This is a genomic window from Brevibacterium epidermidis NBRC 14811 (assembly GCF_001570805.1).
Taxonomy (GTDB): Bacteria; Actinomycetota; Actinomycetes; order Actinomycetales; family Brevibacteriaceae; genus Brevibacterium; species Brevibacterium epidermidis.
The window spans coordinates 34,442-55,526 of the sequence record NZ_BCSJ01000021.1; the positions used below are offsets into that span (position 1 = coordinate 34,442).

16 protein-coding genes are annotated in these 21,085 nt (G+C 59.3%); 7 read left to right on the top strand and 9 right to left on the bottom strand.

The features are described 5' to 3' along the window. Positions 1–71: 71 nt before the first annotated feature. From BEP01S_RS16240 to BEP01S_RS16265, 6 genes are all read right to left on the bottom strand, one after another. On the bottom strand, positions 72–2,720 hold the full coding sequence (locus tag BEP01S_RS16240) for a glycosyltransferase family protein (protein WP_062245473.1): 2,649 nt from the start codon (positions 2,718–2,720) through the stop codon (positions 72–74). A 130-nt stretch (positions 2,721–2,850) separates the two neighbouring features. Continuing rightward, the gene (locus BEP01S_RS16245; RefSeq protein WP_083532789.1) at positions 2,851–4,971 is read right to left on the bottom strand and encodes an acyltransferase family protein; all 2,121 of its coding nucleotides are present in this window, start codon (positions 4,969–4,971) and stop codon (positions 2,851–2,853) included. Positions 4,972–5,119: 148 nt separating this feature from the next. Beyond that, positions 5,120–6,043 (bottom strand): glycosyltransferase family 2 protein, encoded by a 924-nt coding sequence (locus BEP01S_RS16250; protein WP_062245479.1) that lies wholly within the window; start codon positions 6,041–6,043, stop codon positions 5,120–5,122. Beyond that, positions 6,040–6,870 carry a CDP-alcohol phosphatidyltransferase family protein gene (locus BEP01S_RS16255; protein WP_244882308.1) on the bottom strand — a complete coding sequence of 277 codons (831 nt, stop codon included), beginning with the start codon at positions 6,868–6,870 and terminating at the stop codon, positions 6,040–6,042. Before BEP01S_RS16255 ends, BEP01S_RS16250 begins: the two co-directional genes overlap by 4 nt. Positions 6,871–6,934: 64 nt before the next feature. Continuing rightward, positions 6,935–7,324 (bottom strand): glycerol-3-phosphate cytidylyltransferase, encoded by a 390-nt coding sequence (gene tagD / locus BEP01S_RS16260; protein ID WP_062245484.1) that lies wholly within the window; start codon positions 7,322–7,324, stop codon positions 6,935–6,937. Between the two features lie 103 nt (positions 7,325–7,427). After that, positions 7,428–8,696 (bottom strand): CDP-glycerol glycerophosphotransferase family protein, encoded by a 1,269-nt coding sequence (locus tag BEP01S_RS16265; RefSeq protein WP_062245486.1) that lies wholly within the window; start codon positions 8,694–8,696, stop codon positions 7,428–7,430. 135 nt (positions 8,697–8,831) lie between these two features. On the opposite strand from BEP01S_RS16265, the gene BEP01S_RS16270 reads away from it, so the two are divergent. Next, entirely contained in the window at positions 8,832–9,962 is a 1,131-nt protein-coding gene (locus tag BEP01S_RS16270; protein WP_062245489.1) for a magnesium and cobalt transport protein CorA, read from the top strand. Here BEP01S_RS16270 and BEP01S_RS16275 read toward each other — a convergent pair. Further along, positions 9,946–12,612, bottom strand: a complete 2,667-nt coding sequence (locus BEP01S_RS16275; RefSeq protein WP_167348291.1) for a glycosyltransferase — start codon at positions 12,610–12,612, stop codon at positions 9,946–9,948. The genes BEP01S_RS16270 and BEP01S_RS16275 overlap by 17 nt on opposite strands. 63 nt (positions 12,613–12,675) lie before the next feature. On the opposite strand from BEP01S_RS16275, the gene BEP01S_RS16280 reads away from it, so the two are divergent. From BEP01S_RS16280 to BEP01S_RS16290, 3 genes are all read left to right on the top strand, one after another. After that, the gene (locus tag BEP01S_RS16280) at positions 12,676–14,601 is read left to right on the top strand and encodes a CDP-glycerol glycerophosphotransferase family protein (RefSeq protein ID WP_083532790.1); all 1,926 of its coding nucleotides are present in this window, start codon (positions 12,676–12,678) and stop codon (positions 14,599–14,601) included. A gap of 27 nt (positions 14,602–14,628) precedes the next feature. After that, positions 14,629–15,663, top strand: a complete 1,035-nt coding sequence (locus tag BEP01S_RS16285) for an XcbB/CpsF family capsular polysaccharide biosynthesis protein (protein WP_157070600.1) — start codon at positions 14,629–14,631, stop codon at positions 15,661–15,663. Positions 15,664–15,806: 143 nt separating this feature from the next. After that, positions 15,807–16,412, top strand: coding sequence for an HdeD family acid-resistance protein (locus tag BEP01S_RS16290; RefSeq protein WP_062245500.1), 606 nt, complete (start codon positions 15,807–15,809; stop codon positions 16,410–16,412). Here the strand turns inward: BEP01S_RS16290 and BEP01S_RS16295 are convergent, their stop codons facing one another. Continuing rightward, positions 16,413–17,315, bottom strand: a complete 903-nt coding sequence (locus tag BEP01S_RS16295; protein WP_218004351.1) for a CPBP family intramembrane glutamic endopeptidase — start codon at positions 17,313–17,315, stop codon at positions 16,413–16,415. 196 nt (positions 17,316–17,511) lie between these two features. Here BEP01S_RS16295 and BEP01S_RS16300 point away from each other — a divergent pair, with 196 nt between their 5' ends. The 3 genes from BEP01S_RS16300 (at position 17,512) to BEP01S_RS16310 (ending at position 19,755) form a co-directional block, all read left to right on the top strand. After that, complete coding sequence (locus tag BEP01S_RS16300; RefSeq protein WP_062245503.1) at positions 17,512–18,387, top strand: glycerophosphodiester phosphodiesterase; 876 nt, start codon at positions 17,512–17,514, stop codon at positions 18,385–18,387. 91 nt (positions 18,388–18,478) lie between these two features. After that, the gene (locus BEP01S_RS16305; protein ID WP_062245506.1) at positions 18,479–19,240 is read left to right on the top strand and encodes a pyrimidine reductase family protein; all 762 of its coding nucleotides are present in this window, start codon (positions 18,479–18,481) and stop codon (positions 19,238–19,240) included. Beyond that, the gene (locus tag BEP01S_RS16310) at positions 19,237–19,755 is read left to right on the top strand and encodes a flavin reductase family protein (protein WP_062245509.1); all 519 of its coding nucleotides are present in this window, start codon (positions 19,237–19,239) and stop codon (positions 19,753–19,755) included. Before BEP01S_RS16305 ends, BEP01S_RS16310 begins: the two co-directional genes overlap by 4 nt. A gap of 8 nt (positions 19,756–19,763) precedes the next feature. Here BEP01S_RS16310 and BEP01S_RS16315 read toward each other — a convergent pair whose 3' ends face one another. Beyond that, positions 19,764–21,020, bottom strand: coding sequence for a phospholipase D-like domain-containing protein (locus BEP01S_RS16315; RefSeq protein ID WP_157070601.1), 1,257 nt, complete (start codon positions 21,018–21,020; stop codon positions 19,764–19,766). Between the last annotated feature and the right edge of the window lie 65 nt (positions 21,021–21,085).

The following is a 21,085-nucleotide window of genomic DNA, read 5'->3' on the forward strand; positions in this document are numbered from 1 at the left end:
CTGGGGTCGTTCGGGCTCGCAACCTCATAAGTGGTACCTTTCCTCAACGCTCATCGACGACGGTCGGACAGTCAGCGCGTCAGCGCCATATGGCCGAAGTGGCGAGCCTGGCGGCGCCAATTGACGATCTTGGGAGCGTCCGCTGCTTCCCACTGGGCATGGATGTTCCAGTCGTCGCCGAGGTCGGCATACCGGCCTTTCACGATCATCTGCATCGCGTCGATATGGCTGAGGCCGTTCTGCTGCACCAGACCTAGGACTCGTTCGACGACGCCTTCGCTGCGCAGTCCGGCCAGATTGAGCACGGCGATCTGCGGGTCGAACGGCACGAAGTCCTGGCTCATCCCTGCATGGCTGGCGAAGACGAAGTCGAGGGCACCCGTGTGATCGTCACCGAACGAACTCGCGATCCGTCGCATCAGAGTGAGACCGCTGGATCGGCTCTTCCTGACATCATGTTTCGCAGCCAGCAGCGTGTCCTTGAAGTCGACGGTCGAGAGTTCGGTGATGTCTGCAGAAACCTCGGCGGTTGCGGGCACAACGATGAGACGCTCGTGGTCCGCAAACAGCGCAGGCAGAACAGCCGACAGCACTTCAGACGAGTTCCTCTCGTCGCCCAATGCCACAGGCGGGAGGATGTCGATGCTTCCCTGAGTGAGCTCGCTGCGGATCTCGTCGACTTCGGCTGAGGTCAACGCACCGTTCGGCAGCCACACGCGGTAGGCGGCTCCCGCGTGGGTCTCGATAGTCCGGAGTGCCTGCCCGACCAACGGTACTTCACCCTTCTCAACGGTCATGACGATGTCGGTGACATGCGCTTCGGGTGCGGGTCGTTCTATCCCGCTCAGTGCCGAGGCAACTGACCCGCTCTCCGCAACGGGCAGTCGGGCTGATGCCAGATATTCGTCAGCGAAAGCCATCTCGTCTGCTGTGATCTCGACCCACTTTGCGTAGATCTCGTCTTCGGATGCACCGTTTGCGATGAGGGGCAGCAACACAGCGAGCTTGTCGAGGATTCCATTGCGAATGGCATCGAACTCGGCTGCGTCGATGCCGATGAGTCCGCCGAACCGCGAATCGGACTTGTTCTTGGGTTCGAAGTCGACGTCAGCCCCGACCGATCGTGCCGGCAGGTTCGCATGCAGACGGGAAGTGAGGACGTGCTTGTACTTGTAGGCATAGTCAGCGACCCAGTTGCGCGCGAGTTCGAGGTTCTCCGGGAACGATTTGTCGCGGATCGCGGTGACGGTCTGCTTCTTCTTCGGCCCCTTATTGTCCTTCGTCCAGTCGACGCGCAGCGCCCCCGAGCGACGGTCGGGTGAGGTTGTGGGGAAGAGAGTATCGACCGTCGTCGTCAGACAGCCAGAGAAGAAAGCGGGCACGCCGACTGCGCGCAGCACGGCAACGGACTGCCAGTCACGGCAACCGACCGGCCCATACTTCTTGAGATAGGCGATGGCTTCGGGAGTGAGCATCTCGGGGTAGCGCACGAACACGGACAGCAGGATCGGGCGCAGATTCGGGTGGAACGGAATATTGAACGACTTCCCGAAGATGTCATGCATGTACCAGCCGAAGGCGATGTACCAGGTGTCCTCTGGGATGTCCTGATAGACGTTGCCGTCACGATAGACCTCGACCAGGTTGAGTTCAGCCTCAGGTCCCCCGTATTTCCGCTCTTCCTTGACCGACTGGCGGAGCTTCGCGAAGAGGTCGGTCAGTCCATTGTCGCCTGTGAAGCTGAGGTTCTCGTAGCGGAGCAGGTGTCCGATCGACGCAATCGTCTGGATGTAGTCGCCGATGTTCCGCGAGCGGATCCCCGGCTGGTCGTAGCTGAGGACACCGAAGTTGCGCTTGCCCGCAGTAGTTGGAAGTGGTTCGAGGTGCTTTCCTCCCGGGAGCCAGTCGCGCATGCGGTTGAGTTCGTAACGCACGGCCGAATCGGCGTCGTCACCCATCCGGTCGAGACGAGTTTCGACCAGAGTCCGGACCTGGTCGAAGGCATCGATGCAGAAAGCCGATTCGGCGGTGCGCAGCACTGCCTTCGCACTCCACTTGTCGGTCTCCCCCGCTTTGTCCGCACTCTCCAAAAGCGGCAGTGCCTCGTGTCCGAGCGTGTCGATCGCGGTCGGGTAGTACTCCTCGGCGGCGGCGACGATGATCTCCCGGTCTTCGATCTTCTCGAACTGTGCCCATGCGACCTCGGGGTCCGATGACCGCTGGTAGGCCAAGCCTAAGAGAACTCTTCCGGCTTCCTCGGTGGAGGGATTGCTGCGAAGGTTGAGCCCGATCGACACGGTGTCGGCCAGGTGTCCGGCGGCGACGAGAGACCGTCCGGCCTTCACGACTGCGGGGCCGAACGACGATCCCTGGGTCAGGGCTTCGGATAGTGCCGCGTGGGCCTTGAGGCGTGCCAGCTGCCGTGCCTTGGCGTCGACCTCGCGTGTCGATGGGGCGACAGTCCATCCATCGGTGTTTTCTGCTGTCGCACCGTGCAGTCCCGTTGCCAGTTTCCGGTAGGCACGAGCGGTTTCGGTCGCGATCTTCTTCGGCTTACCGGACGATTTTCCAGCACCGGTCGCACGCTCGCGCACGTACTTGGTCCCTGAGGCCCGTTCAACCACAGGCAGAGCACGACGGGCGATCCCGTGGACAACGGGTTTCACCAGCTCTCGTCCCTTGCTGAGGTAGCGGTCCGCGGCGTTTCGTCCAGTGGTCACTCGTTTCGTCCTTTGCAGAGGTTTCGGTGAACGGTCGTGGGCTCAGATGTGAGGCTCAGAGTCAATCAGCCACACGATATCGAACTTCACTGTCAGTTCGATGAACCAGTGACCGTCTTCCTTCCGGAGGTCAGTCGAAGGTGTCCAAACCTGTCCGGCTGAGTCTCGCACCGAGCTGGGGTGCGAGAGTCTGCGCATAGGTCGAAGTGATGTGTGCAGTGTCGAAGTAGGTGATGACGCCGCCGATGACAGGCTCACAGCGTCCGTCGGGGCAGAACCAGTCCTCGGGATAGATGACAGAGAGCCGTTTCGAATCGATCGATTTCGCCGAGGCTGCCAAAGGATCCATCCAGTGCCATTCCTCCGGAGTTCCGGAACAGGCATCGAGATCGTCTTCATGTTTGGCTACACAGTCCGGCACATTGATGTCCTGCCCACCCGGGTACGGGGTGTCCCGGATGACGACGACATCGAATTCCGCATCGATCCAGCGTTGCAGGATCTCCTTGTGCCCTTCGGGCGCCTTCGCTTCGGTTTTGTCCCAGTCCATCCCGTCCAGCGGCGTCGACTGGCGCTCCGAGGTGATCACTGCGTCGAAGCCGCCTTGGGTCGTCCGCTCTGTGACCCAGTCGGCGTAGTCCTGACATCCCTTGGTCTCGTCGGGAGTCGAGAGATCCTGCGGCAGTGTCGAAATGCTGCAGTTCGAAGCGAGGAACGTGGTGATGGTCAGGTCTTTCTCGTCGGCCAAACGTTCGAGCGCCGGCAGCCAGTGACCGGCATGCGAGTTGCCGACCAAGGCGACGTGCTTCGAGCCGTCTCCGTAGGTGCACTCGGGTTTGCTTGCGTAGGGGGCGCTGGCCCAGCAGCCGTCCGCGTAAGCTTTGGACTTGTCCTTCTTCGCCGCGGCCGGTTCCATCTGGAGAGATTTCATTCCCTCGCAGTTCGGATTGTCCTTCGCACCGGGCAGGAGGATCCTGCCGCCGAGGCAGGAGTCTGGGTCATCCAGCTGGGCTTGGAGTTTGTCCTCATTCTGCTCGACGAGGTTGTTCGCGATGACCATCTGGCTGAGACCGAGGGCGACGACGAGCGCCATAGCCACAGCGGCGAAGCCGAAGGTCTTCTTTGAACTGCTGAAGAACGCTGATTTGCGGAATCGGTTCTCCACCCAGGTCGTCGACGCCCAGGCGGTGACTATCGAGACCAGAATGATGGCGATGTTGTCGATTACGCCGAGGCTCTCTGAACGGCCCAGCTTGACCGAGGCGTAGGGCACAAGGACGATGAGCGGCCAGTGCCAGAGGTAGACGGAGTACGAGATATCGCCGAGGAAGCGAACCGGTCGCAGCGAAAGCAGCGGAAGTACAGACGTGCGTCCACGGGAGTCGGCGAGGATGACAAGGGCAGTCGACAGCACCGGTACGAGCGCAATGTATCCGGGGAAGGGCATGTCCGCGCGAATGAGGAATGTGGCGGCCACGATGCCTGCGAGACCGATCCATCCGAGCAACGAACTGAACGGCAGTCGTTCCGGTCGAATATAGAGCACGAAGATGGCGACAAGGCCTCCGGCTGCCAGCTCCCACATCCTCGTCGGGGTGATGAAGTAAGCCATTGCGGGTTCCGCGGCCGTGTACCAGATGGAGAAGACGAACGAGGCGAGGAAGATTCCGAGGACAGTGAACCCGACGATTCTCTTCGATCGACCGAGCTTTGTTCCGATGAGGAATGCCAGGCCGATGATCATGGGCCAGACGAAGTAGAACTGTTCTTCGACTGACAGCGACCAGAAATGCTGTACCGGTGATGGAGCATTGTCTGCGGCGAGGTAGTCGACGCTGGAGACAGCGAAGTCCCAGTTGACGACGTAGAGGCCAGCAGAGAGGATCTGCCGCCCGGTATCGGCCCACACCGACTGCGGAGCGACGAGGAAGGTGGCGATGCCGACGAGGAAGAGGACGAGCAGGGATGCCGGCAGCAGTCGCCGGACACGTCGTGCCCAGAACTTGGCTACGTCCGACCAGCTTCGCGGAGGGGACTTGATGAGGTGGGTGGTGATGAGGAAGCCGGAGATGACGAAGAACACATCGACCCCGACGAACCCGCCGACGAAACGGTCGGGCCATAGGTGGTAGAGCAGAACGATTCCCACAGCCAGGGCTCGAAGCCCTTGAATGTCGGAACGAAATCCAGAGGATTTGGGTGTCGGAGTTCTTCTCGGTGAGTTTTCAGCAACAGTGGCTGTCGACTGCATCAAATTGCTCCACTCAGTTACTCAGTCGGTCAGGACGTACCCGCCTGCGGTCTGTGTCTGTTCAAAGTTTGAATTTCACGCGTTGGACGCAAACGACGCGCGGTGAAGATTCCAGCTGGAAGTTGTCAACTCCGGTACAGCTAGGCGACTAAACGACGGGCGGTCGGCCGTGCCGGGACATGCGAAGTACGCCTCTCTTCGACAGCTTCTGCCGCTCTTCGTCTTGGCCCCACGGGTCCAGACGCCAGCCGGCGCGCCATCCTTCCATCCAGGCTTTGAGCTGGTGAGGCTTATTCGCCCACTTGACGAACTGCATCAACGTCCAGGAGCCCACATAGGCCCAGCTGAAAGGCCACGGCAGGTTGCGTCGGGCCAGCCAGACTCTGTTTCTCGCATTCATGTAGAAGTATTCGTCGTGGCGCCTCGGGTCGATTACTGGGTGAGCGACGGCGAGGTCGCCCATGTACCAGACGATGTAGCCGGCGTCCCATACCCTCCACGCGAGTTCGATGCCCTCGTGTGCGTACCAGAAGGGGGCTGGCCATCCGCCGCACTCGTCGAAGGCCCGGCGCTGCATGCAGACTGCGCCTTCCCACACAGAGAACACATTCGATGAATGGTCGGCGCTTCCCTTCTTCAGTCTGGGAATCCACCGTTTCGGTGCATCCGGCCCACCGGGCTCCTCAACCCTTGGCTGGATCAGTCCGATCTGCGGTTTAGTCCGCATCAGTTGTGCCATGCGCATCAGCGACGTGTCGTCCGGCAGCCATGCGTCATCGTCAAGGAAGAACAGGAACTCGCCGTCGACGTGAGGAACGCCTGCATTGCGGCCGGCAGGGATTCCGAGGTTCTCCGGCAACCCGAGCTTCTTGACCTGGTCCGGTATGCCTTCCGGCTCCCAGCCGTTGCCGACGCAGACGATGTCGAGGTCGACGCCCTTCTGCGCCAGCAGTGATTCGAATCCACGGTTGAGGTCGTCCAGCCGCTTACCTTGGCTGAGAACGACAACGCCGAAGGTGTAGCGTTTGCTGTCTTCGAAGCGCTGGGAAAGAATCCGTGATGATTCGCTCATGACAGCCTCCTTGATGCCATGATCGACATGAAGTGTCCGATGACTGAAAGCAGGCACAGCGGAGCCATGATGATGACGAGCCACCGTTCGCCGAACAGTGGTTCGGCGCCCGCCGATACGGCTATCGCGGTGACAATGCTCGAGGCCAATGCCATCAGAGACATCTCTACCGAGTGGAAGATACGGTGGAAAGGCACGAACCGAGCGATTCGCTTGAGGGTGGAGATGACTCCCGGGTTCAGTGCTGTGGCTTCTTTCGAGTCCGCGAGCTTGTCGAGCCCGTTGAATGCTCGTGACACATGGACCATGTCGTTGAGCGCTTTGTTGAGAAGCACCAATCCGGCGAGGACGGTTCCTGCCAGCAGGAACGGATATGTGCCGGCCGGGTCTTCGATCAGGCTGTTCCATTCGCCCACGGCTCGCACTCCGAGCGCGACCGCGACCAGACCTTCGGTCGTGTAGTGGCCGACCTTGTCGAGGAACACGCCTTTTGCTCCGCTGGTTCCCCGCCACCGCGCGACCTCACCGTCACAGCAGTCGATGTACATCTGCACCTGGGAGAAGAGGACGGCAAGTACCGCACCCCAGATGCCCGGAATCAGCAGGCTGAATGCGATGCACCAACCGGCCAGGATCATCAGGACGGTGACTCCGTTGGCGGTGATCTTCGTACGCACGAGAAGCATCGTGAAATAGATCGAGATATGCCGTAGGTAGAGCTGCGCCGTCCAGTGCTCGGCGTTCTTCCGACTGCGGACTTCCGGAGGCTGTGCCTTGGCCCGAAGCTCCGACAGCGTCGGATGGTTCGCCGAAGACTTTTCGGGCACGTCCGTTCCTCTCAGATCCATGATGGTGTCCAGTCACGATAGCGCGAAGCCCGCGCCGTCACGGTCAGGACTTGCCCAGCTCGCTCTTGATCCGTGTCGTCGAGATCTCAGGTGTGCGAGGCAGGTAGACGACCTCGCACTTGTCTTTGAGGAAGTCGAACTCGCCTTCCCAGTCGTCGCCCATCACGAAGGTATCGATGTGGTATTTCTCAACATCGGTGGCCTTCTGCTCCCAATTGTCCTCGGGAATAACGAGGTCGACATAACGGATGGCTTCAAGCATGTGCTTGCGCTCTTCATAGGAGAAGTAGGACTTCTTGCCCTTGCCTGCATTGAATTCGTCACTGGAGAGGGCCACTACCAAGTAGTCGCCCTGGTCCTTGCACCTCTGGAGCAGTCGAATGTGCCCGTAATGGAGCAGGTCGAAGGTTCCGTACGTAATGACTCGTTTCATTGCTGAATCCGTCCAGTGTTTATTGCTCAAATCATGAGCCGCAGAATTAGTCCCGCGTAAGTTTACCATTCTGTAACTTCAAATTAAGAAAATGTAATACGACTCACCGGCCGGCTTTCTGCCGGTGTTCTTCGCTACGCAGCTCGATGACGCGTTCGCTCGCACGGATGAATCTTGCGGTCTGGTCTCCAGGCGCAGTATCGCCGAGGTAGAGCTGAGCGAGGGCGTCGACTGAACCACCTCGCGAAACCGCCAGATCGATGAGATCGACGACAGCGTTCTGCTTACCGGGTTCGACGGTCGGGCACCTCTCCAGCAGTCCCCCTTCGAGGACCTCTGCATCTGGTTCGTGAGGCTGAACCATGACCAGCGGCTTCCCCGACGACAACCAATCAAATGCCACCGAGGTCATCTCGACGACTGCGATATCAGCCTCATCCAATTGCCATGACACGTCCGGACTGTTGTCCCGGAAACCTCTGGGGTCGGACTGCACGATCTCTTCCACCGCTTCCAGCGCCTTTTCGAAATCATGGCGCATGACTCCAGTTCGCGGATGTGGCCGGAAGATCACCCGATATCCAGCATCGAGCAGGGCTGTGACAATGGCTTCTCCATTGAACGCGATGGTTCCATAGGCCATCGACGGTGAGTCACCTTCCCATGTCGGTGCATAGAACACGGCTTTTCCATCGGGATTCGTGGCCTTGAAATCTTCCCACTCTTGAGGAACGGTGCGGGGCCGATCCAGCTGGGGCCGTCCGACGTCGAACATCCGATCGTCGCCCATCCCGTACAGCGTCTGCTTGATGCGCTCTCTGGCCGCCTGCCCCGCTGTGAATACGAAGTCATAGCCTTTGAGCTGATTGGAGATCATCGAGATTTTCTCGCTCTCACCGTGGCTGAGGTGCACGTGTGCAGGTTCCGGGTATCGGAGCGATTGAAAGTTGCTGGTCGCCTGGTTGACATAGAAGACAGCTCGCAAGTTTGAGGCCTGCATAAAGTCGTCCAGGCCCTTGGTCAGGCGAGAGAATCGAATCGGGAAAGTCGTGGTGCCTTTGAGATATTTGGCAACCGTCGCATTGCGGACCATGATGCCGAAAGGCTTGTCACCAAAGCCGAGCTCTTTCAGACGCGCTTCCAACTGCTCGAAAGGCCATAGCCACTGTTCAAGCTGGTAGACCGAGCTGAGATCTCCTGCAAAGTAGGCGGCCGCGACGAAATCGTCATCTTCGCGAGGGTTGAATGCGTCCGGCAGTCTCGATTCGCGAACACGCTCGCGGAGTCTCAGCGCAGCGAGTTTCGCCGCCGATTGCGCAAACGTGGCGCCACGGACTGCGGTGTGCGGCAGATCTGCCGGTAGGAAGGTCATGCAATCTATTGTGCACGGCTGTCTGTGTCCGACCTGAACTCGACCTCCGTTCGAGATGAATAGAGTCATTGCTGGTCATCGACTAGTTCTGCGTCCATCGGCTAACTTTGGGTGGGAGCCAGCGAGGAGAACAACATGTCAGCACAAAACCGTCACCGGTTCGAACGTCCGACTCTGCGCAAGCGTGCAGTGCACCTGCCAAGTTCACAAGGCCAACGAGCCGCAACCCTTTTCAGTCGTCGCATCGTCCACAGCGAACCGCAGGAGCTTATCACTTCCAAGTCGTTTGCCGAGGCCGTGGCAGTGCGTATCTCCGAGGATGGCTCCTCGACTTCACCTGGCGCGATCACTCAGGTCATCATCCCCCAGTCCTCTCCCGAACTCTTGGCCGAGATCGCCTCGGCGTGGGATCTCCACCCGGTCCTCGTCGACGACCTCTTCCACGCCAACCAGCGTGCCAAGGTCGAACGCTACGACGATGTGCTCTTCGTCGTCCTCAAATCAGCGGTCTATATCGACGCGAAAGAGGAAGTCGATTTCAACGAGTTCCATCTGCTTATGAAGGACGATGCGCTCGTCATCATCTGTCAGGGAGACCGCTTCATCGACGGCACTCTGATTCCGCCGGACACAGCGGGAATCCAGGAGTACTTCACGAACGAGAAGCGCAGTTGGACGAAAGACCGTGGACTTCTCGCGCTTGGTCCGGAGGCACTCATCTACCGCCTGCTCGATACCGCGGTCGATGGATACTTCCCAGTTCTCGACGGGTTGCAGGATGACAAAGACGGGATCGAAAGACAGGTATTCAGTGGGGACACTGCTGCTGCCGAGCGCATCTATCTCCTCAGCCAAGAAGTCATCGACGTCCTGCACAACTCCACCCACCTCATTCGGCTGACGCAAGCGCTGGGCAATGGGGCCACCAAGTACGCAATTCCCGACGACCTTCGTGCCTACCTCGATGACGTCACGGATCATCTCACCAGAGTCCTTGCCGAAGCCGGAGAGCTTCGCGAGTCCCTGTCTCAGATCCTCAACGTCAATTCCACGCTCGTCGCTCAGCGCCAGAACGAGGACATGAAGAAGATCTCCGGATGGGCAGCGATCCTATTCGCACCCACCCTTGTCGGCGCGATCTACGGCATGAACTTTGACGATATGCCCGAGCTCCACTGGGCCTTCGGCTACCCGATGGCTCTGGGGCTCATGCTCGGACTGGGTGTCGTGCTCTACGTCGTCTTCCGAGTCAAGAAGTGGATGTGAGCGGTCGGGTCACCGGCGACTCTTCCCCGGCAGTTTCCTCGGAGGTTCCGAAGACCACCTCGACAAACTCCTTCATGACCGCGCGATTGTAATCGTCCCCGTCAAACGCACGAGCGCGGATCTGCCCGTCGAGGAACTTCCTCAGACCTTCGGCCAGCGCGTCTTCGTCCGTGTCGACGATGAGCCCTCCGCTGCCTTCCATGGCACTCTCGACAGAGCCGAATCGCGTGGTCACAATCGGCAATCCCAAAACTCTGGCTTCAAGGATGACAATCGGCTGCCCTTCATAGTCACTCGACATCACAAAGCAGTCGCAGGCGGACATCACTGAATACGGGTTTCGCAGTCGACCGGTGAACTGCACCTGACCGGCGATACCCAACGAAACCGCCAACTGCTTCAGCTCGCTCTCCAACGGACCTTCTCCGATGATCACCAACTTCGCGTCTGGTTTCTCGGCGGCGATCTCTGCAAATGCCCTGATCAGTCTTGCGTGGTTCTTTTCGGGTGAGAGTCGGCCTACCGTGACGAAGGTCGCCCCACCGTTATCGCCTACGAAACTCGAGAGACTGCGCTGTCTGGATGCCTCGGTGATGATCTCGTCATATGAATAGAACTGCCCGAGCGCCTTGACGGCGTCGCCCAGATTCTGAAGTGAGTGGTCCCCTGCAGCACAGTTACTCGCCATTGATCCGCCAGTACCGGAACGGATTCGCTCAATGTTGATGGTATTACGTGCGCTGGTGAATTTTTGACCTCGAACGTACCTGCCGAGGCTCTTCTGATTGATTCTGTCCAAGTCGGGCGAGACAGAGACCAGTGCGTCGAAATCTCGATAGAGCTTGAAAACTCCAGTCAGATTCCGAAAATGAGGTCGCACGCCGTTGACCTCGCGCTCAGCATCGGCGACCAGGTCGTTGTGCAGCCAAATCACCTTCCGCGGCGCGGTCGCGTGCGCAACTATCCGAGTCCAGTAGGAGGAGTAGCCGCTGAAATCGACAGCTGCGTCAAATTGAGCATGTCCGAAGATCCGTCGCCATTCCCAATCCCAGATGGTTTCAGCACTATCGCTTTCGGGAAGCTCTTCGACACTCGCATTTTCAAGGTCGTTCATGCTGCCCAGCAAGGGCAGCTGAAGTATGCTTCCATCCCTGATCACCTGCCGCACGTGTCCAGGGATCATTGCGGCGTTCTCTTTGCGATCGCGCTGCCCGGAACGATAGAAGAAGGCCGTGACATCGTATTGATCGCTGTCGATGCTGTGTAGCAGGTTCAGCGCGGAGGAAGTGATCCCATTGGTGATCATCCCGCCAAGATATATGACCAGCTTCTTACGGCCGTCACTGAATCCACGTCTGACGTTGTACTTGGCTTCGTTCTCTCCGAATATGACGTCGAGGATGCGAGATCCGGCTCCTCCGTCGTCCTTGGCATTCAGTTTCGACGCCAACTCGGAATAGCGTTCATTCTCTCGCGGGAACGCCGATCTGAATTGCTCGGCATCGACCATATCGACGATGTTCTCCACCAGCTGCTGGTCGGTGCGCGACGTGGGGCCGGGAAGCTCGCTCGGGTCGAGATACATTCCGCGGTCACTCGCATAGCTGTCAGAATCCGGGATGTGGAATGCGATCGGCCGACCTGTCGCAAGATAGTCGATGAAGATGCTCGAGTAGTCCGTCAGCAACATGTCAGACATCGCCAACGCTTCGTTCGCCGGCACGTCATTGGGGATCAGGAACTCTGCGAATTCGGGATCGTCGATCAGCTGGTCGAAGATGACTTGGTGGGCTTTGAGAAGAACGACCCAGTCCTGAAGTTCAGGACGCTCTCGTAGAGCCCTAACCGTTGCCTTCAGCCGATTGGCATCCGCGTTCGGCTTGTAGAACGACTCACCACGCCACGTGGGCGCATAGAGGAGGACCTTCTTGCCATCAGTCTCAATACCTCGTCCGCGAAGTGCCTTTCTGGCCTGGCTGCCCGCATTGGACCCGAACATCGAGTCAGTTCGCGGGTAACCCTCTTCGATGATCGCGCCGTCGTAGACATTCGCCAGCTTGTATGCACCTAGGTACATCTCGTTCGTCATGAATGAATTCTGGGAGACTAGATAGTCGGCTGACATGAAGTTGCGCAGGACATTCCTGGCGCCGTCAGCACCGTTCTCGATGTCGTAGCCCATCTTCTTGAGCGGAGTGCCGTGCCACAGGTTGACATAAGTCTGGTCAGGCCGCTTGATGAATTCAGCCGGAAAGGTTGCGTTGTTGAAAAGGTACTGACTGCTTTCCAACCGCTCGAAATAGCTAGTTGACCTGTACTTGACGAAGTCCACTCGTGGATGATCTGCGAACTCGGCGCGAAATGGCGAATCCCACGCTTTAGCCGACAGGACCCAGGTATGACGAAACTGTCGGTACTGCGGATCTTCGATCATCTGCCGGAAGAGTGCTTCGGGGTTGCAGAGTGCGCCGTTTCCTGAGAACGATTCCCACACAATCGTCTTCTTGCGCACCGGGGCTGACAGGGTTTTGACGAACGCCCGTGACTTCACCGCAGATGAAAGCGATTTTCTGTTCTGCCGCAGTTGCTTTGCCCACTGGACACGCTCCCGGCGGAGGTAGGCCGACATCGCCGACGGAAGTGTCTTCAACAGAGCTTGCTTTGCCTGAGGTCCTAAGTGCACAGTGCTCCAAATCAGTTTCGGTGACCCATCATGATGAACGCCGGGCCGACGGCGATCAAATGTGTAGTGAATTTTTCGTCGTTAGGTATTCTAACGGCGGACAGAGTTGACGTCGGCAACGACATGAAGCCAGGGCGCAGCGGTTGGAGAGAACCAACAATCCAAGGCTTGTCGTATAGCGCCCGCCAGCTCAACAACAATCGATCGGAGAGCCCAAACGTGCCAGGCCGCATAACCCGAGAAGCGCCTAAGGGCCTCCTGCACCATCGTCGAACAACTGGCGACGAGTTTTGGAAGAAGAAGCTGCGCAACGTCGAAGAGATGAAGACTCGGCAGGCCGAATACAACGAGTCCGTCCCGACGAATGCCACAGTGATCTTCTACGAGAGCATGTCCGGCGCTCGAATGATGGACTCTCCTTATGCCCTATTTGCTCGTATCTTCGATGACCCTGAGTTTCGCGATTATCACCACGTGTGGTCAGTTCGGTCTCAGGACCTGGTGCCGGAGGAACTCAAAGACGAGCCGCGAGTCACTTTTGTCACCCGCAGCACCGACGCTCACATGTATTTCCTTTCGCTGGCCGGGTACATCATCGGCAACTCCCTGCTGCCCGATCACTTTGTGCGCAAAGCTGATCAGAAGTACCTCAACACATGGCATGGGATTGCTTATAAAGCGTTGGGCCGAACCGAAGACTCGCTACTAGGAGCTGCGGGAAGTGTCTACAACCTGTTACAGGCCACCCATGTTCTCACTCCCTGCCCGTTCATGACCGAGACCGAGCTGTCGAGGTTCTCTCTGCGCGGCGTCTTCTCCGGATCAATGGCCGAGGTCGGCTATCCCAGACAAGATCTGACGTTGAACATGCCTAAGGAACGGGCAAGCCGTATACGGAGCGAGCTGGGGCTCGACCCCGACAAGAAGACAGTCTTATACGCGCCGACTTGGCGCGGGAACAAGGGCTCAGCTAGTTTCGACGCGGAACAGCTCGAAAGGGACATCGACAGCCTGACCAAGCTTGACGCAAATGTGGTCTTCCAAGCTCACCACATCATGCTCAGGCACATAAAGAATGTCGACTACGGCAACATCATTGTGCCGCCGCCCAGTATTGTCACCAACGAGCTGCTTGCCGTCGTCGATCTGCTCATCTCAGACTACTCGAGCATTTTCTTCGACTTCTTAGCCACGAATAAACCCATCGTCCACTACCTCTACGATTATGACGCGTATGAGGAAGAGCGTGGACTCTTGCTCGATAAGAGTGAGCTTCCCGGCCCGATCGTCACAACAAGTGACGAGCTGATTGCGACAGTCAATGACCTGACAGCTGACACGTTTTCACCCGATGAGAAGTACCGACAAGCACAGTCGAAATTCGTACCCCACGACGACGGACATGCCTCCGATCGGACGATCAGATGGTTCTTTCATGGAGACACCGGCAACACCAAACTGATTGAAACACGCAAGCGCCCGAGCATCATATTTTGGGGGGCGCGTCTCGACAAAGGAAAGAAGACCAGAGATTTCCTAGAATCAGTACGGATCGCGGCCGAAGCTGGCGACAAGGATGTGACTCTGTTCGTCGCTCATTCGGTGAAGTCCAATGAGACCGCGATGGAACAGATCAGAAAGTTGGGCCTCTCGGTATCGGTCGTAGCACGAAACGACTATGAGATGGCCATGACAACGGCGGAACGTCATGCTCGAAGTCCGGAAGATGCTTCGCGGGATGCACGCCAGGAGCAGAGGACAACACCGTTCTGGGAACGACTGACGTCGGTTTTTCGGAGAACTCGGAAATCCGATGAACGTCCAGACAGTCTTCTGTCTGACATGTACAAGCGCGAATACCGTCGCGTGTTCGGGGATTCACTATTCGACGAAGTGGTGATGTTCCCGGGAGCATCGCACTTCTGGAAGAAGCTGGCTGAGCATGCGCACAAGTGACACCTCGAACTATTCGAAAGGTCCGTTGTGAAGAACAACATCCTATGGCTGACGCTCCAGACACAGCCCAATGAAATCGACTCAATGGTCACGGACAACAACGGGTTGCCTCGCTACTTTCGAGTCGACACGTCGTCAGTCGAGCAGCCGGATGTCGACATGATGAAGTTGTCGCTGAAGAACACGATTGCCAAGGACCTGTTGCTGACCCTGACCAATCTCGGCTATTCCCTGTACTACAACACAACTGATGAGAGCCGCTTCGTCAGACACGATCGTATTGTTCATCATTGGCCCGCAGTGAAAGACGGCACATTCGAGGCGTCCGTGGAGGGCATCGTCCACCAGTTCGAGGCTCCCCCTTCGGGCGAAGTCGAACGCCTCGTGGTCATCATGTCACCGATCAATTCGAAGCCCCGCCTGATTCGGTACTTCCGTCCGTCTTTCGCCACCCTGATGAAGTATGTTCCACGGAACACAGCAATCCTGAGAATTGCAGACGTCGGCGGAGTCAAGGGAGCGTTCTACCTGAACACGAGTTTCCTCCCCGACAACAGCACGAGGATCCAGAACCTGATCAAGTCGACTATCGATCGCCATGGAATCAGTTCACGCAATGTCGTCCTGTTCGGCGCCTCGAAGGGCGGAACCGGGGCTTTGTTCCACGGGCTGACCGGGGGTTGGAAGTTCGTCGCGGTCGACCCCATCCTCTCCGACGCCTGGTACGTAGAGAACGAAAATGACTATCACTTCACCACCGGTGGTGTTTTCCCGCGCACCAAGCAAGAAGTGTTCACAGAGCTCGTCGACCAGGTCGAGTCCGATCTGCGAACTGAAACCCGAGACTCTGTGATTGTCACGTCTTCGAGATCACCGCAGTATTCCTACACGGGTGAAATCGTGCACCCGATCAACGACCTATTGACGATCTTCAGCTCCGACAATCCGGAGATCGTGAAGCATCCAGACGTGGCCCCAAAGACCATCTATTCGCAGGTATTGGCGATCAACAGCCTCTTGGTCGATCTCCCTCTGCCGAAGGGAGAGCAGCCGATCCCCTGAAAACCGACGGTCCTAGTCGGAGCGGTCGGTGTCTTTCCGAGACAAGAAGTGGACAAAGGTGCCGAGAAAGCACCCCCACCTCCCCGCCTAATACAGCGAGCATAGACTGGCAGTGACCAGAAGACTTGTCGGCAGGAGGAATCATGGCCACACCCCAGAACCCCACTAATCCTTCGGGCACGGTCCGTTCACTCATGACCGAGCTCGGCAAAGGCGCTTTCTGGGCGGTACTGATCCGCGGCATCCTCGCAGTCCTCTTCGGCATCCTAATTCTCAGCGCACCCGCCGCAATGGCGCTCACCCTCGGAATCTTGATGGGCGCCTGGCTCGCCGTCGACGGCGTCTTTGAAATCATCCATGCCATCCACGCACGCAGACAGAATCTCTCCTGGGGTTGGGAGATGGCCGGCGGCATCGCCTACATCATCGGCGGCATCATCATTATGGTTGTGCCTCTGACCTTCGTCGTCATCGGCGGCGCCGTCATCCTCCTGATGATGGCCTCGGGTATGCTCATCCGCGGCATCCTCAGCGTGGCGTCGAAGACGTTCCGGGGTTGGTCAAAGATCCTCGGCGTCCTCGACATCATCTTCGCGATCATCATGTTCATCGTCGTCTTCTCCAACCCGGGAGCCGCACTTCTCGCTCTGGCCTGGATCATCGCGATCTACACGATCATCTTCGGCATCTTCCTCATCATCATGGCCTTCGCCGCTCGTTCACAGACGAAGAAGGCATTCGGAAACTGACTATCCGGCAGGGAGTGCCGGCCGGTCGAAGAACAGACGGCGCTCCCTGACGAGGATGATCATCGAGATGACGAGCATCAGGCCGGTCTGAATGAGCTTCGAGTCCGGGTCGGTCATGAAGATCTCCGCAGACATATTCGCCGAAGCGTGAAAGACCACCGGAACCAAGATGCTGCGTCCGCACCGAAAGTACAGCCAGTTCATCACGAGCACGAACGCCACCATCGAAACGGGGAAGTTCAAGGTCTGGAGCACCCCGGATTCGACGACCTCGTTCTGGTAGTAGCCGTCGATGAACGACAGCGGCACATGCCACAGCGCCCAGATGAGTGTGAAGAGCATCGATGCCGAGAACACCCGCATCTTCCTCACCAAGGTGTCAGTGCCATAGCTGTGCCAGGCGAGCTCTTCGATGACGGCGGCCCCGATGAGCGTCACCCAAACCGGCATCAGCCCTGTGGAGAAGGTGAACCCTCCCCGCAATTTGAACTGCCCGGGATCGTAGCCGAAGAACAGGGACAGTCCCTGCGCAGCCATCAGGGTCAGGGGAACAAGGAACACAGCCGCAACGAGGAACGGCCACCGTGCCGAACTCGGCCACCTCAACCTGCTGACGATGTCGGCTCGCAGTTCCGGCCGATGCCGGACAAAAGCAATGACCACGGCAAGAGGGGAAAACAGGCCCGCCAATGACAGCACCAAGGTCGCGACGAGCATAGCTCGATTCTGCTCCGGCAGATGACTGAGGTAGGCGGCCGTGAACCAGAACACCCACGGCAGCACTGTCGCCCACACATAGTACGCAACCGGGCGATCGTATCTGTGCAGAACCGCTTCATCCTGGCGACCCCCAGTGCTGTCGGGGTCGACGGGAACGTTGTCGAGGACGGGGTCGGTGACCATAGCGCAAAGAATAGAGTCCGGTCGAGTTCGAAACCAGGGATGAACGTTCCTCACCACGATGCCCGCGAATCCGGGCGTACGGCAGTCGTCGGCCGCCTCGGCGAGGTCATTGATTTTCCACCCGTTCGCCCACTCTGCCGATGACGTTCACAGCACCTTTGCCGCAAGGTCGCCTGCGCTTCGTAGCGTCACGGACGTGAATACACAGAGAGAGACATCCACACGCACCCGTCCGTTCACGATTCTCGCCACTGCAGTCCTCACGGCCTCGGCCACCTTCGGTGCCGGCCTCGCCCCCGCGGCAGCCACCGGGCTCGGATCCGCCGGTGACGCACCGGGACTCGGCTCCCCCAGCGGATTCACCGCCCCGGACAAGGTCGCCGACATCGAATTCCCGACCACGATCTCCCACCGAGGCGGCTCCAACGTCTATCCGGAAGAATCCATGGAAGGATTCACCGCCTCGGCGAAGGACGGATTCCTCCCCGAGATGGACATCCAGTTCCTCGAAGACGGCACCCCCGTCCTCATCCACGACGACACCGCAGACCGCACCCTCAACGGCGTGACCGGACCCATCCGGGACCTCAGCCGTGAGGAATGGGACTCGGCCACGATCAAGCACCCGGCCGGCGGAGAGGACGCCGCCACCGTCACCCTCGACGAACTCCTCGACGAAATGGGCGGCGAGGTCGTCATGGTTCCCGAGATCAAGCCCGGGGCCACCCCCGAGGAGGTCGACCGGGTTCTCGACGAATTCGACGAACGCGGTCTGAAGGATTCCCTCGTCGTCCAGTCCTTCGACTTCGAAGCGGCTAAGACGATCGCCGAGCGCGGATACACCTCGCTCTACCTCATGGGTTCGACCATGCCGAAGGAATCCCCGGCCGAGATCAAGGACGCCGGAATCGAATGGGTGGGGCCGAGCAAGAACCTGCCGACGAACAAGATGCGCGAGCTCGACAAGGCCGGCTTCCACGTCGCCCCGTACACCCTCGAGACGGCGAAGGACGGGCATCGCCTGCCCGGGTTCATCGACGGCTACTTCACCGACGACGCCTGGACTGACTGAGTTCCTCGCACCGATGATCAAACAGCGGGATCCGGGAGAGGGTCGGAAAATCACCGCCGCGAGTGCCCGCGACGTTGAGTAGACTGCACGAATGGAGCCTCTCGAACGCGGCGCCCCGATCCCGGACCCGCTGACACCCTATCTCGAGGTCAACCGCTCCCAGCCGCGGCACGAATGCTGGGTGACCGGTCACATGGTGGCCGGTCTCGACGGGACGGCTGCCATCCACGGACGCGTCGGCGCACTATCGACAGAACCCGACCAGGATCTGTTCCGGCGGATGCGGCAGATCGCCGATGTCGTCATGGTCGGCGCGCAGACGGTCCGCAGCGAAGGCTATGCGCCGATGCGGCTGAGCGAGCCCGCCCGAGCGCAGCGTCGAACGCGGGGACAGTCCGAGATGCCGCCGGTGGCGGTGGTCAGTCGCAGCCTCGACCTCGACTGGTCGTCACAGGTCTTCGCCGAAGCACCCGAACACGCACGCACCATCGTCATCACGTGCGCCAAGGCCGATCCAGTGCGGCTGGCGGCCGCCGAACAGGCGGCCACGGTCATCATCGCCGGTGAGGAGCGGGTCGAACCAGCCGCCGCTCTGCAGGCCCTTGCCGGTCTCGGCTACCGGGTCGTCCTGTGCGAAGGCGGACCCCGGTGGCTCGGGGAGCTCGTCGCCGCAGACCGCCTCGACGAGCTGTGCCTGTCGATCTCACCGATGATGGGCGGCGATGCGCTGCCCGTGAGCGTCGCGCCGCCGGGAGCCGACATCGCACAGTTCTCGCTGAAGTCGACGATGGTCGCCGATGACACCCTCTTCCTCCGCTACGAGGCGAAACCGCCGGACGGAAATGGCTCATGAACACCATCGAGGACCTCATGGGGTCGGTCGATTCCCCACTCATCGTCGTCACCACCTCGGCGGAGGGCGAACGGGCCGGCTGTCTGGTCGGTTTCCATTCGCAGGCGAGCATCGATCCGGAGCACTACTGCTTCTGGCTGTCGAAAGCCAACCACACCTACCGGGTGGCGCTGCGTTCGGACCACTTCGCCGTGCATTTCCTCACCACCGCGGATCGCGAACTGGCCCGGCATTTCGGGGCGCTCTCCGGATCGGAGACGGACAAGTTCGCCGGTCTTGACTTCACCGTCACCGAGGATGGGGTGCCGCTGCTCGCAGACCTGCCCAACCGTCTCATCGTCGAACGCATCACGATGCTCGACGACGGCGGCGATCACGTGTGCACCACAGCACGTGTCACCTCGGTGGAGGTCGCCGGCGACTTCACCGCTCTGCGGCCTTCTCAGCTGGGAGATCTCACCCCCGGTCACGGCAGCGACGAACGGGCGGTCCACCCGTCGTACCCTTCGCAGTAGGGTTAGCGTCAGAGCCAGGGGCGCATCGGCACCAGGGCACGTTCGGCCAGCTTCGTCAGCCGGTGGCGATTGAGCCAGTCCCTGCCGAGCTCGGTGCAATGCGCAGAATCGCTGTCGAACACCTTCTCCATCTCGGCCGCAAAATCGGCATCGATGACTTCGACATTCGTCTCGTAGTTGAATGACAGCGACAATCTGTCGATATTCGCCGTGCCCACCGTCGACCATTCGCCGTCGACCGTAGCGACCTTCGAATGGATCATGCTCGCGGTGTAGAGCAGGACCGTGATCTTCGAGTTGATCAGCTGCTCGAAGAAGCCTCGGGACAGCCAGTCACCGAGGATGTGGTTGGACTGCTGCGGCACCATGAGCCGCACATCCACGCCGCGTTCGGACGCCTCGATGAGGGATCGCAGCAGCTGCTGGTCGGGGATGAAATAGGGAGTCGTCAGCCAGATCCGCTTCCGTGCGCGGGCGAAAGCATTGATGTACATATTGCGAATCGGGTAGACCAGTTGGATCGGAAGATTCGCCGAGACTCGCACCTGCGATTCCCAAGCAGCGGGCCGGACCCAAGAGATCTGTTCGTCCGCAGGGTGGTAGGCGTTCCACACCTGCGCGACGGACTGTCGCAGCGCCCATGCACCGGTGCCAACCGAGCGCAGATGGGTGTCACGCCAGTGCCGGGCATAGAGAGACCCGATGTTGAACCCGCCGACGAAGGCCACACCATCATCGACGACGAGGATCTTCGAGTGGTCGAATCCTGAATGGCGCAGAGGCCCTCTCCAGAACTTCCTCGTCACCGTCGGCATTCGGAACACATGGATATCTGCGGCCAGTTGGCGGTAGAAAGAGGACGGGACAGCCAGATTGGCGAACCCGTCATAGATGAGGTGGATGTCGACGCCGCGGGCAGAGGCTGCGTTGAAGGCGTCGATGAACTTCTGCCCCACCTCGTCGTTCTTCCAGATGAACGTCTCCATGAGGATCGATTCCTGCGCGGAGTCGATCGCGGCGAGCATGTCTTCATACAGGGTTGAGCCATCGGTGTAGATGTCGAGCTTGGAGTCCTTGACCTGCGAACTGAATGTTCCCGGCCTAGGTGCCACCCGCGACTTCCGTCCCCGCTTCTGGATGAGATCGACGGCCATCGAAACAGCGACCGTCGCCGGGACTGCACTGGCCAGACCTGCGGCCGCCCAGGGCACGAGGCGCCGCAGACGGTCGAAACGGCCGACGGACTGAGTTCTCAGTGGAGACATCTGCTCACTCTAACTCGTCCGTCCTCCCACCACCTTCACCCGACCACAACTCGAAGATGAGCCTT

Bases quoted from the DNA above. Each gene is read 5' to 3' on its own strand.
- BEP01S_RS16250 (WP_062245479.1), bottom strand. From the start codon at position 6,043: ATGAGCGAATCATCACGGATTCTTTCCCAGCGCTTCGAAGACAGCAAA.
- BEP01S_RS16315 (WP_157070601.1), bottom strand. From the start codon at position 21,020: ATGTCTCCACTGAGAACTCAGTCCGTCGGCCGTTTCGACCGTCTGCGG.
- BEP01S_RS16290 (WP_062245500.1), top strand. From the start codon at position 15,807: ATGGCCACACCCCAGAACCCCACTAATCCTTCGGGCACGGTCCGTTCA.
- BEP01S_RS16310 (WP_062245509.1), top strand. From the start codon at position 19,237: ATGAACACCATCGAGGACCTCATGGGGTCGGTCGATTCCCCACTCATC.
- BEP01S_RS16305 (WP_062245506.1), top strand. From the start codon at position 18,479: ATGGAGCCTCTCGAACGCGGCGCCCCGATCCCGGACCCGCTGACACCC.
- tagD (WP_062245484.1), bottom strand. From the start codon at position 7,324: ATGAAACGAGTCATTACGTACGGAACCTTCGACCTGCTCCATTACGGG.
- BEP01S_RS16280 (WP_083532790.1), top strand. From the start codon at position 12,676: ATGATGAACGCCGGGCCGACGGCGATCAAATGTGTAGTGAATTTTTCG.
- BEP01S_RS16270 (WP_062245489.1), top strand. From the start codon at position 8,832: ATGTCAGCACAAAACCGTCACCGGTTCGAACGTCCGACTCTGCGCAAG.
- BEP01S_RS16245 (WP_083532789.1), bottom strand. From the start codon at position 4,971: ATGCAGTCGACAGCCACTGTTGCTGAAAACTCACCGAGAAGAACTCCG.
- BEP01S_RS16265 (WP_062245486.1), bottom strand. From the start codon at position 8,696: ATGACCTTCCTACCGGCAGATCTGCCGCACACCGCAGTCCGTGGCGCC.
- BEP01S_RS16295 (WP_218004351.1), bottom strand. From the start codon at position 17,315: ATGGTCACCGACCCCGTCCTCGACAACGTTCCCGTCGACCCCGACAGC.